The 12,578-nt window shown below is 50.4% G+C and carries 9 protein-coding genes and 1 pseudogene; 4 read left to right on the top strand and 6 right to left on the bottom strand.

The genetic code is table 11. The features are described 5' to 3' along the window. Positions 1–5: 5 nt before the first annotated feature. The 3 genes from AACU19_RS01785 to gyrA form a co-directional block, all read right to left on the bottom strand. The gene (locus AACU19_RS01785) at positions 6–629 is read right to left on the bottom strand and encodes a DUF1175 domain-containing protein (protein ID WP_001328405.1); all 624 of its coding nucleotides are present in this window, start codon (positions 627–629) and stop codon (positions 6–8) included. Beyond that, entirely contained in the window at positions 626–2,314 is a 1,689-nt protein-coding gene (locus AACU19_RS01780) for a DUF2138 domain-containing protein (RefSeq protein ID WP_105278001.1), read from the bottom strand. The genes AACU19_RS01785 and AACU19_RS01780 overlap by 4 nt, the downstream gene beginning before the upstream one ends. Before the next feature lie 148 nt (positions 2,315–2,462). After that, positions 2,463–5,090 carry a DNA topoisomerase (ATP-hydrolyzing) subunit A gene (gene gyrA / locus AACU19_RS01775; protein WP_001281246.1) on the bottom strand — a complete coding sequence of 876 codons (2,628 nt, stop codon included), beginning with the start codon at positions 5,088–5,090 and terminating at the stop codon, positions 2,463–2,465. Positions 5,091–5,236: 146 nt separating this feature from the next. Here gyrA and ubiG point away from each other — a divergent pair, with 146 nt between their 5' ends. Beyond that, entirely contained in the window at positions 5,237–5,959 is a 723-nt protein-coding gene (gene ubiG / locus AACU19_RS01770; protein ID WP_000990784.1) for a bifunctional 2-polyprenyl-6-hydroxyphenol methylase/3-demethylubiquinol 3-O-methyltransferase UbiG, read from the top strand. Between the two features lie 255 nt (positions 5,960–6,214). On the opposite strand, the pseudogene AACU19_RS01765 reads toward ubiG, so the two are convergent. Continuing rightward, positions 6,215–7,186: pseudogene (locus AACU19_RS01765) on the bottom strand (hypothetical protein); the annotation flags it as partial. Positions 7,187–7,610: 424 nt separating this feature from the next. Beyond that, positions 7,611–7,754, bottom strand: a complete 144-nt coding sequence (ypaB, locus tag AACU19_RS01760; protein ID WP_001300064.1) for a protein YpaB — start codon at positions 7,752–7,754, stop codon at positions 7,611–7,613. A gap of 127 nt (positions 7,755–7,881) precedes the next feature. Between ypaB and nrdA the strand changes: the two genes are divergently transcribed. The 3 genes from nrdA (at position 7,882) to yfaE (ending at position 11,698) form a co-directional block, all read left to right on the top strand. Beyond that, positions 7,882–10,167, top strand: coding sequence for a class 1a ribonucleoside-diphosphate reductase subunit alpha (gene nrdA, locus AACU19_RS01755; protein WP_001075170.1), 2,286 nt, complete (start codon positions 7,882–7,884; stop codon positions 10,165–10,167). Positions 10,168–10,313: 146 nt separating this feature from the next. Beyond that, positions 10,314–11,444 carry a class Ia ribonucleoside-diphosphate reductase subunit beta gene (gene nrdB, locus AACU19_RS01745; RefSeq protein ID WP_000332036.1) on the top strand — a complete coding sequence of 377 codons (1,131 nt, stop codon included), beginning with the start codon at positions 10,314–10,316 and terminating at the stop codon, positions 11,442–11,444. Then, positions 11,444–11,698, top strand: coding sequence for a ferredoxin-like diferric-tyrosyl radical cofactor maintenance protein YfaE (yfaE, locus tag AACU19_RS01740; protein WP_000135039.1), 255 nt, complete (start codon positions 11,444–11,446; stop codon positions 11,696–11,698). Before nrdB ends, yfaE begins: the two co-directional genes overlap by 1 nt. Positions 11,699–11,750: 52 nt before the next feature. On the opposite strand, the gene inaA is transcribed toward yfaE, so the two are convergent. Next, on the bottom strand, positions 11,751–12,401 hold the full coding sequence (inaA, locus tag AACU19_RS01735) for a lipopolysaccharide kinase InaA (RefSeq protein WP_039020265.1): 651 nt from the start codon (positions 12,399–12,401) through the stop codon (positions 11,751–11,753). Positions 12,402–12,578 lie beyond the last annotated feature (177 nt).

Here is a 12,578-nt window from a genome sequence, read left to right as displayed (position 1 = left end):
CGCTGCTATCGCGCCAGAAAATTTAAACGATAAATGCCAATGAAATTGGGATTGGAATCGTTGGGTATCCATCGGGTGTCCTTCCATGTCATAAGTTGTTGCAGACTGACTGCGCGCATTCCGTTGTCAGTTTTCGTGGCGCTTCCGGTGTGGTAGATGACGTAACGCCCCATCCAGACCATTAAGTGCTGGGCATCGCCCTGATCGAAAAAAATCATATCGCCAGGCAACGCCTGGTTTATGTCCTGGCCAATAAATTGGCTGTTGTACTGAATCAAATTAATCGCGGTCACATAGGGGCCGGTTTTTCCGTTCCCCTGATTCCAGTTTTGCGCCAGTTGACGCTGTTCAGGTGTTAGCGTCATTTCAGGCGGCAAATACTGACTTGCTATACCGTTACTTTTTAGCCATTTGCTGTCGTGAACTTTCAGCGCCTCGTTCGCCGAAAATCGCACCAGGCCCGCACAATCCTGCTGATACCAGCGCGGACTTGGCCCCTGGCGAAGCTGTTCCTGTGCAATACGCACAAACCAGGCGCGAAACAGCCCCGATTGTTCGACATTCAGCATTTCGCTATGAGCAACAACACAACACAGCCAGCAAATCAGCGCCAGCAGCCCGTGCCTCATAGTGGCTGCCAGGTAATGGGTAGCCACTGCCAGGCGGCACCGGGTTCCATCTGGGCCAGCTTCATGACATAACGCGGTTGTTGAGATAAAGCGTCCAGCTTCGGCATTAATAAAGTTTGTGCGGCGTTATAAAAAACCGGTTCGAGATTCTTCGGCAGACTGGTCAGCGTTTCGTTACGCAGCAGTTTCGCCACGCCTTGTGGATTGATATAGACCGGAACAATGCCTTCAGTGGGTATCACATCCACCATTGCCGGGCGGGTTTTATTCAGTGTTTGCAACGCGTTATTGACCAGCGTGTCATCGAGGGAGAAAAGCATCGTCTTGTTTTGCATCGCCAGCGATACGCAGAAAAAATAATCCGACATTAATTGATCTGGTTGCGCCGCCTGTGCTTTCGGATACTGACCGTATCGGGAACTCACTTCGCGACGCCAGATTTGCGCTTCGCCCTGCTGCGTCTGGGTTACTGGCAATATACCTTCTGCGGCTTTGCTTTCGAGCGCACCAATATTTTGCGTAAACAGTTTTCCTGGCAATTGCACTTGTTCGGCAGAGCCATCAAACTGACCGACAAACAGCGGAGTTTGCAATTTTGAATCTTCATACCAGCACAGCCCCGCAGCACCGTCTAACGCCCCGTTGAGCTTGTCGTTTTCCTGGCTGATGTGGGAAAGCATCTCTTCAGCAATACCATGTGAATAAGGCACCGCCACACAGAAGCTGGCCCCTGCAGGCATACTGTTCCATACCGGCGTAAAATCGAAACTGGCATCTACGCTTGCGGATTCATCATTTAACGCCAGAAAACTGTGCCAGCCGTCATTGCTCATTTCGAAGCGCACACCAGCAAAAGAAGGCATTAATCGCTGGTAGCCAAAACCCAGCAAATTTGCACTGACCACGATGCGCTGGCGTACTGGCGTTTTTTCGGCAGTACGCTCTTCCAGGCCAAAGCTGGCTTGCCAGCGTTTTTTACCGCTCAACAAATCACTTGCGATCGCCGTGGCTTCGGTATCCTGCTGATTATCTTTAAACAGCATATCCGTGCTGGAAAACACCAGCATCTTGTCCTGATAAGTTGCGAACATCAGGGCGTTATTGCCGTTATAGCGCAACTGATAAACCGGGATGGTTTCACTATTTAGCTTAATACTACTGATTTCCGTTTTACTTAACTGGCTGTCGCTGGTAGCGGCAAACAGCAATGGCTCCAGCAGCTTGCTTAAACCACTTCGCTGGATCAACACCATATAATGAGAAAGATGGCCTTGTTTATCGTGCCATAGCGCCACCTGCGCGGGCTGATCTAAGAGTGACGAAAAGAGCTTATCTTTTAGTGTGAGATCGTGTTCGTAGACAATGCGGCGAATGCTGCCTTCAATGCCCAGACGGTCAGCATGGTTCTGATAATAAAAAACGAAATCTTCGCTTAGAACATCGTGAAGAAACGGAATGGTAAGGAGGTCTTTGGGAAGCTGGCTCAGAGAGTCGCTGTCGAGAAAGAGGTCCGGCTCATTGAGATCGATTTGCAGATTGTTGTGCACCACCAGCGGCGACAACGTTTTTTCTGGCCCACTACCAGCATATTGCAATGCCCAGACACCAGCGGAAAGCAGTACTATTGCGCCAAAACCTACAAGACCATAGAACCGCCAGCCTTTCGCCTTTTTTTCACTACCCATTGCCACATTCCTTGTGTAAAGCCAGCCATTTTTTATGGGTACAGCAAAACTTTACCGCGCCCTAATACGACAAAAGCCCAGACTTTGCAGCCTGGACTTTTCAATTCAAAAAAGGGAGATGGCTCCCTTTTGGCATGAAGGAATGAAATTATTCTTCTTCTGGCTCGTCGTCAACGTCCACTTCCGGAGCGATTTCATCGTCCCCTTCCGCAGCACTGCCGTCGATGGAATCCAGATCTTCCTCGTCAACCGGTTCAGCAACACGTTGCAGACCCACTACGTTTTCATCTTCCGAAGTACGGATAAGGATCACGCCCTGGGTGTTACGGCCCACGATGCTGATTTCCGAAACGCGAGTACGTACCAGCGTACCGGCATCGGTGATCATCATGATCTGGTCGCAATCATCTACCTGCACCGCACCAACCACTAAACCGTTACGTTCGGTCACCTTGATGGAGATAACCCCTTTCGTCGCACGCGACTTGGTTGGGTATTCCGCCACCGCGGTACGTTTACCGTAACCGTTTTGCGTTGCGGTGAGGATTGCACCATCGCCACGAGGCACGATCAGAGAGACGACTTTATCGCCTTCACCTAAGCGAATACCGCGAACACCGGTGGTGTTGCAGCCCATCGCACGGACAGAAGACTCTTTAAAGCGCACCACTTTACCTTCAGCGGAGAACAGCATTACTTCGTCTTCGCCGCTGGTCAGGTCAACGCCGATCAGCTCATCGCCGTCAACCAGTTTGATCGCCACTTTACCAGCGGTACGCAGACGGTTGAACTCGGTGAGGACGGTTTTCTTCACAGTACCGTTAGCGGTCGCCATGAAGACTTTCACACCTTCTTCAAACTCAGTCACCGGCAGGATCGCGGTGATACGTTCGTCCTGCTCCAGCGGCAGCAGGTTGACGATCGGACGACCGCGCGCGCCACGAGTGGCTTCCGGCAACTGATAGACTTTCATCGAATAGACGCGACCGCGGCTGGAGAAGCACAGAATATGGTCGTGGGTGTTCGCCACCAGCAGTCGGTCAATAAAGTCTTCTTCTTTAATACGTGCGGCAGATTTACCTTTCCCGCCACGACGCTGCGCTTCGTATTCAGAAAGCGGCTGATACTTCACGTAGCCCTGGTGAGAGAGCGTCACTACCACATCTTCCTGGGTGATCAGATCTTCCAGGTTGATGTCTGCGCTGTTGGCGGTGATTTCAGTACGACGTTTGTCACCGAACTGTTCACGAACCAGCTCCAGCTCTTCGCGGATCACTTCCATCAGACGATCGGCGCTACCAAGAATACGCAACAGTTCCGCGATCTGATCCAGCAGCTCTTTGTATTCATCGAGCAGTTTTTCGTGCTCAAGGCCGGTCAGTTTCTGCAGACGCAGATCCAGAATTGCCTGAGCTTGCTGTTCGGTCAGGTAGTACAGACCATCACGCACGCCGAACTCTGGCTCCAGCCATTCCGGACGCGCAGCATCATCGCCCGCACGTTCCAGCATCGCGGCAACGTTGCCCAGCTGCCACGGATTAGCAACCAGCGCCGTTTTCGCTTCTGCAGGCGTCGGCGCATGACGGATCAGTTCGATAATCGGATCGATGTTTGCCAGCGCCACGGCTAATGCTTCAAGGATATGAGCACGATCGCGAGCTTTACGCAGCTCGAAAATAGTACGACGGGTCACCACTTCACGGCGGTGACGAACAAACGCAGCGATGATGTCTTTCAGATTCATGATCTTCGGCTGACCATGGTGCAATGCCACCATGTTGATACCGAAAGAAACCTGCAACTGGGTCTGGGAGTAGAGGTTGTTGAGCACCACTTCACCGACCGCATCGCGTTTGACTTCAATCACGATGCGCATACCGTCTTTGTCAGACTCGTCACGCAGCGCGCTGATGCCTTCCACGCGTTTTTCTTTTACCAGTTCCGCAATTTTTTCGATCAGGCGCGCTTTGTTCACCTGATACGGAATTTCGTGGACGATAATGGTTTCACGTCCGGTTTTGGCGTCAACTTCCACTTCAGCACGGGCGCGGATATATACCTTGCCGCGACCGGTACGGTAAGCTTCTTCGATACCGCGACGACCGTTGATGATTGCCGCCGTCGGGAAGTCCGGCCCCGGGATGTGTTCCATCAGCCCTTCAATGCTGATGTCTTCATCATCGATATACGCCAGACAACCGTTGATGACTTCCGTCAGGTTGTGTGGCGGGATGTTGGTTGCCATACCTACGGCGATACCGGAAGAACCGTTCACCAGCAGGTTAGGAATTTTGGTCGGCATGACGTCCGGAATTTTTTCCGTGCCGTCATAGTTATCAACGAAATCGACCGTCTCTTTTTCGAGATCGGCCATCAGTTCATGGGCAATTTTCGCCAGACGGATTTCCGTATAACGCATTGCCGCCGCAGAGTCGCCGTCGATGGAACCGAAGTTACCCTGACCGTCTACCAGCATGTAACGCAGCGAGAATGGCTGCGCCATACGGACGATCGTGTCATAAACCGCCGAGTCACCATGGGGATGGTATTTACCGATTACGTCACCAACGACACGGGCAGATTTTTTATAGGCTTTGTTCCAGTCATTGCCTAGTACGTTCATGGCGTAAAGTACGCGACGGTGTACCGGCTTCAGGCCATCTCGGACATCCGGCAGCGCACGGCCAACAATGACCGACATCGCATAATCCAGATAGGAGCTCTTCAGCTCTTCCTCAATGTTGACCGGTGTAATTTCTCTCGCAAGGTCGCTCATCTAACCGCTATCCCTCTACTGTATCCCGGATTCAAAGGTCGCAAATTATAACACAGCCGCGCAGATTGAGGTAAACCTATACGCTTTATTCACATCCAATGCCTGATATACTCGTTTGTCTTGCCAATTACGGAGTAGAAGTGCCAATGAATGCCGAAAAATCGCCGGTAACCCCTAACGTAGACCACGAAGAGATCGCTAAATTTGAAGCCGTCGCCTCCCGCTGGTGGGATCTTGAAGGTGAGTTCAAACCGCTGCACCGCATTAACCCGCTGCGTCTGGGCTATATTGCCGAGCGTGCTGGCGGTTTATTTGGCAAAAAGGTACTCGATGTCGGTTGTGGCGGCGGCATTCTGGCCGAGAGTATGGCGCGCGAAGGCGCGACAGTGACCGGTCTGGATATGGGCTTTGAGCCATTGCAGGTGGCAAAGCTGCACGCGCTGGAAAGTGGCATTCAGGTGGATTACGTGCAGGAAACCGTGGAAGAGCACGCGGCAAAACATGCCGGGCATTATGATGTGGTGACCTGCATGGAGATGCTGGAGCACGTCCCCGATCCGCAGTCAGTGGTCAGAGCCTGTGCGCAACTGGTGAAACCGGGCGGCGATGTTTTTTTCTCGACGCTTAACCGCAACGGCAAGTCGTGGCTGATGGCGGTGGTTGGTGCTGAATATATTTTGCGCATGGTGCCTAAAGGTACGCATGATGTGAAGAAGTTTATTAAACCGGCAGAATTGCTGGGCTGGGTGGATCAGACCAGTCTAAAAGAACGGCATATGATCGGACTGCATTACAACCCGATTACTAACACTTTTAAGCTCGGTCCCGGCGTAGATGTGAACTATATGCTGCACACGCAGAATAAGTGAGGTTGTTGGCCGGATAAAGTGCTCGCACTGCATCCGGTAACAATACCAGGCGGACAGCAATTACCATTTTATCGTCATCGATAAAAACCCTGCCGTCTGGGCAAAATCATTACTCCCTTTCTGCCACGCCACGCTGCTTAGCCGCATCGTCGCTGATATTGCTGCCACCGTCTTCAATTTCCACCGAATGGGGCTCGTGATAATAATTCAGATCTAATGCTGGCGTGCTATGAACAGCAACACTTAGCTACTGTTTCCGGCAATGGAATCGATCTCACCATCGTTACTCATGTTGCCGATGACCAGAGTTTTATTGGCCGCGATGTCAAATCTGACCTGACTTGAATCAATGAACATGAAGCCTCCCGCCACCGCCGATGATGCATCGCCATAGCCTGCTGCGCTATTGTTCTCATCGATTAACACACCGCCGTTCTGGCTGTAGCTGTCATCAACAGAAATATCAATAAGATAGGGAGCCGTCACGCTATTGGTATAAATTGCCCCGCCATAACCTTCGGCAGTGTTATTTGTAAATGCGGTGTTATTTATTATTGTGAAACCTGACGGATGCGTGATATCGCTATTATTATCGGTGACATCGATTGCACCGCCATCGCCATCACTGTAACTTGTTGATGTATATGCCTGGTTATTATTAAAAACATCATCACTTAAATAGACATCATTATTGATGGTATAAATTGCGCCACCTTTGCCATCATTAGCGATGTTATTGCTAAACATGGCGTTAGTGACACGTAAATCGACGGCACCAGTATCATTAGTACCAGAAGAATAGATTGCGCCACCATAGCCGCCTGCGACGTTACCGGAAAAAATAACATCAGTAAGATTCAGCGTTGAGTTTTCTTTAGCAAATATTCCCCCGCCATTATTATATTCTCCTGAGACAGTATTATTGGCAAACAGAGTCATTCCAGTTTCATTTTCTGGCGATAGAGAAAACTCCGCTCCTTGTTGCAAAAATACGGCCCCTCCGCTGGCATTATTGGCCATACCCGAAAATATCACCCATTGCCCATCGGCGATGCTCCAGTCCTGCATATTGCCCGAAAGGCTTTGCCTGCTGGCCTGACAGCTCGCTTTGATATCATATCCCTGGCATGAATCAATAACCGCTGCGATACCATTAGTGGAGAAGAGAGACGCAATCATTGACGGGAGTAAAGATAAATACTCCTTACGTAGAAAAATAATCCACATATTACCCTAACCATCCTTTTCTATGAGAAGGCGTATTTAATCGCATTATGTAATATGGGGTATATTTCTTTTGTAAATTGTACAACCCGGCGCAATGACTATTTTGTTATTATTTGATGAATAATATCAGTGTGTCATAATTCAAATTAATAACCTTAAGGTAAATCGGTTATATTTAAACTGAATTAAAGTAATAAATAATATTCTTATAATATATGCAAAAGTAACAAATTGGCTTGGTATTTAACAACAAACGAATATAAAACAACCATTTCCGACTCAACAATAGCTTACATTCGCTTATATATTGACCACAACTGATACATCAGATTATGTGATGACTCGTGCTTAGATCAATTTTGACAATCATTAGCGACAAGATTAATAAACCATCTATATCAATTTACCCATACTATTCTGCCGTTCAAGAAATCGCCGAACAGTTATTTTTAACAAATTTTTCTCTTCCCATTGACTTTCCCGGACACCTTGTCTGACCTAAGGTGCGCGAAAGCCACTTTTTCCTTCCTGAGTTATCCACAAAGTTATGCACTTGCAAGAGGGCCAGTTTCACACTATCTTGCAGTGAATCCCAAACATACCCCCTATATATAGTGTTCTTAGCAGCTTCCCTCACTACAGGTAGTCTGCATGAAGCTATTGCGGAAAGAATTCCAAAAACAGGTACGACATACATGAATCAGAATCTGCTGGTGACTAAGCGCGACGGTAGCACAGAGCGCATCAATCTCGACAAAATCCATCGCGTTCTGGATTGGGCGGCAGAAGGACTGCATAACGTTTCGATTTCCCAGGTCGAGCTGCGCTCCCACATTCAGTTTTATGACGGTATCAAGACCTCTGACATCCACGAAACCATTATCAAGGCTGCCGCAGACCTGATCTCCCGTGATGCGCCAGATTATCAGTATCTCGCCGCGCGCCTGGCAATTTTCCACCTGCGTAAAAAAGCCTATGGCCAGTTTGAGCCGCCTGCGCTGTACGACCACGTGGTGAAAATGGTCGAGATGGGCAAATACGATAATCATCTGCTGGAAGACTACACGGAAGAAGAGTTCAAGCAGATGGACACGTTTATCGATCACGACCGTGATATGACCTTCTCTTATGCTGCCGTTAAGCAGCTGGAAGGCAAATATCTGGTACAGAACCGCGTGACCGGCGAAATCTATGAGAGCGCCCAGTTCCTCTATATTCTGGTTGCTGCGTGCCTGTTCTCGAACTACCCGCGTGAAACGCGCCTGCAATACGTGAAGCGTTTTTACGACGCGGTTTCCACATTTAAAATTTCGCTGCCGACGCCAATCATGTCCGGCGTGCGTACCCCGACTCGTCAGTTCAGCTCCTGCGTACTGATCGAGTGCGGCGACAGCCTGGATTCCATCAACGCCACCTCCAGCGCGATTGTTAAATACGTTTCCCAGCGTGCCGGGATCGGCATCAACGCCGGGCGTATTCGTGCGCTGGGTAGCCCGATTCGCGGTGGCGAAGCATTCCACACCGGTTGTATTCCGTTCTACAAACATTTCCAGACAGCGGTGAAATCCTGCTCTCAGGGCGGTGTGCGCGGCGGTGCGGCAACACTGTTCTACCCGATGTGGCATCTGGAAGTGGAAAGCCTGCTGGTGTTGAAAAACAACCGTGGGGTGGAAGGCAACCGCGTGCGTCATATGGACTACGGGGTACAAATCAACAAACTGATGTATACCCGTCTGCTGAAAGGTGAAGATATCACCCTGTTCAGCCCGTCCGACGTACCGGGGCTGTACGACGCGTTCTTCGCCGATCAGGAAGAGTTTGAACGCCTGTACACCAAATATGAGAAAGACGACAGCATCCGCAAGCAGCGTGTGAAAGCCGTTGAGCTGTTCTCGCTGATGATGCAGGAACGTGCGTCTACCGGTCGTATCTATATTCAGAACGTAGACCACTGCAATACCCATAGCCCGTTTGATCCGGCCATCGCGCCAGTGCGCCAGTCTAACCTGTGCCTGGAAATCGCCCTGCCGACCAAACCGCTGAATGATGTCAACGACGAGAACGGTGAAATCGCGCTGTGTACGCTGTCTGCTTTCAACCTGGGCGCAATTAATAGCCTGGATGAACTGGAAGAGCTGGCGATTCTGGCAGTACGCGCACTCGACGCGCTGCTGGATTATCAGGATTACCCGATCCCGGCCGCCAAACGTGGAGCGATGGGTCGTCGTACGCTGGGTATTGGTGTGATCAACTTCGCTTACTACCTGGCGAAGCACGGTAAACGCTACTCCGACGGCAGCGCCAACAACCTGACGCATAAAACCTTCGAAGCCATTCAGTATTACCTGCTGAAAGCGTCTAATGAGCTGGCGAAAGAGCAAGGCGCGTGCCCGTGGTTTAACGAAACCACTTACGCGAAAGGGATCCTGCCGATCGATACCTATAAGAAAGATCTGGATGCCATCGCTAATGAGCCGCTGCATTACGACTGGGAAGCACTACGTGAGTCAATCAAAACGCACGGCCTGCGTAACTCCACGCTTTCTGCTCTGATGCCGTCAGAGACTTCTTCGCAGATCTCTAACGCCACTAACGGTATTGAACCGCCGCGTGGTTACGTCAGCATCAAAGCGTCGAAAGACGGTATTCTGCGCCAGGTGGTGCCGGACTACGAGCATCTGCACGACGCCTATGAGCTGCTGTGGGAAATGCCGGGTAACGATGGCTACCTGCAACTGGTGGGTATCATGCAGAAATTTATCGATCAGTCGATCTCTGCTAACACCAACTACGATCCGTCACGCTTCCCGTCAGGAAAAGTGCCGATGCAGCAGTTGCTGAAAGACCTGCTCACCGCCTACAAATTCGGGGTCAAAACGCTGTATTATCAGAACACCCGTGACGGTGCTGAAGACGCACAAGACGATCTGGTGCCGTCAATTCAGGATGATGGCTGCGAAAGCGGCGCATGTAAGATCTGATATTGAGATGCCGGATGCGGCGTGTACGCCTTATCCGGCCTACGGCTCGGTTTTGTAGGCCTGATAAGACGCGCCAGCGTCGCATCAGGCACAGGATGCGGCGTAAAATGCCTTATCCGGCATTAAACTCCCAACAGGACACATTCATGGCATATACCACCTTTTCTCAGACGAAAAATGATCAGCTCAAAGAACCGATGTTCTTTGGTCAGCCGGTCAACGTGGCTCGCTACGATCAGCAAAAATATGACATCTTCGAAAAGCTGATCGAAAAGCAGCTCTCTTTCTTCTGGCGTCCGGAAGAAGTTGACGTTTCTCGCGACCGTATCGATTACCAGGCACTGCCTGAACACGAGAAACACATCTTTATCAGCAACCTGAAATATCAGACGTTGCTGGACTCCATTCAGGGTCGCAGCCCGAACGTGGCACTGCTGCCGCTGATCTCGATCCCGGAACTGGAAACCTGGGTCGAAACCTGGGCGTTCTCAGAAACGATTCATTCCCGCTCCTATACCCATATCATCCGTAATATCGTTAACGATCCGTCGGTTGTGTTTGACGATATCGTCACTAACGAGCAGATCCAGAAACGTGCGGAAGGGATCTCCAGCTATTACGATGAGCTGATCGAAATGACCAGCTACTGGCACCTGCTGGGCGAAGGCACCCACACCGTCAACGGTAAAACCGTGACCGTTAGCCTACGTGAGCTGAAGAAAAAACTGTATCTCTGCCTGATGAGCGTTAACGCGCTGGAAGCGATTCGTTTCTATGTCAGCTTTGCTTGTTCTTTCGCATTTGCGGAACGCGAACTGATGGAAGGCAACGCCAAGATTATTCGCCTGATTGCCCGTGACGAAGCCCTGCACCTGACCGGTACACAACATATGCTGAATCTGCTGCGCAGCGGCGCGGATGATCCGGAGATGGCGGAAATTGCCGAAGAATGTAAGCAGGAGTGCTATGACCTGTTCGTCCAGGCGGCACAGCAAGAGAAAGACTGGGCGGATTATCTGTTCCGTGACGGTTCGATGATTGGTCTGAATAAAGACATTCTCTGCCAGTACGTTGAATACATCACCAATATCCGTATGCAGGCGGTCGGTTTGGATCTGCCGTTCCAGACGCGCTCCAACCCGATCCCGTGGATCAACACCTGGCTGGTGTCTGATAACGTACAGGTTGCTCCGCAGGAAGTGGAAGTCAGTTCTTATCTGGTCGGGCAGATTGATGCGGAAGTGGACACCGACGATTTGAGTAACTTCCAGCTCTGATGGCCCGCGTTACCCTGCGCATCACTGGCACACAGCTGCTGTGCCAGGATGAACACCCTTCCCTTCTGGCGGCGCTGGAATCCCACAATGTGGCGGTTGAGTACCAGTGCCGCGAAGGTTACTGCGGTTCCTGTCGCACACGCCTTGTTGCAGGCCAGGTGGACTGGATTGCCGAACCGTTAGCCTTTATTCAGCCGGGGGAAATTTTGCCCTGTTGTTGCCGGGCAAAAGGCGATATTGAAATCGAGTTGTGATCGGGTACTTGTGCCAGATGCGACGCTTACGCGTCTTATCTGGCCTACGTGATTACATGGCGTAGTAATACGCTTTAACCTGCTCCCAGTCCGCTTTAGGGATCGGCTCCAGATATTTTTCCAGCTGGCGGAAATCATGATTAATCGCTTTATGCCGACGTAAGCGGCGACGACTTTTCTCCAGATCAAGAAAACCAGCTTCTACCATACCTTCTGTTTTCACATAGATGTGGCGAACGTAACAACAGCCATGCTGACGATTAACGCTATGCATTTTCTTAAACGCCATCGCCACAGCTTTCAACATGGCTTGCCGAACATCGTCAGAATAGGGTGTTACTGCATGCTGGGCATACCAGTCAGCAATACTTATGAACCCCGCCATATCTTCCGTCACCAGCAACGCGCGCCATTCACCCTCAATTTTCACCGCTTCACCAAAAACGATTTTCGGCACAATGACACCAGCCCGTTCCAGTTCTTTAATTACCGCAACCTCACGGACAATCGTCGGTCGACCGAACGGATAACGTACGGAATGAAACAGATGATGCGTCATGCGCTTTACATACAGCTTTTTGCCATTGCGCTCGACGCATTGCACCCCGCTCATCCCATTACGGCGATAGTTAGGCTCTTCAACCCAGTCGCCCTCTGTTGCCCACCAGTGATTAAATTCATCGTGCTTTGCTGAAACTGCCATACCCTATCGCCTGTCGTTTTAATTAACGACAATGACTATAGATGTTTAGCTGAGGAAAATCTTAATAATACGTGTTGTATTGATGAGTATCTTATGTCGGGAACAAGTCATATCGCTCTAAATAATTGCAATTAAGGATAACCCACAGACTTTAATGAAGAGTGGCACCGGATAGCA

It is taken from the genome of Escherichia sp. MOD1-EC4550, assembly GCF_963876935.1.
In the GTDB taxonomy this organism is placed as follows: Bacteria; Pseudomonadota; Gammaproteobacteria; order Enterobacterales; family Enterobacteriaceae; genus Escherichia; species Escherichia coli_F.
Note: the sequence above shows the minus strand (reverse complement) of the source record. Positions and strands in the feature narration are given on the sequence as shown.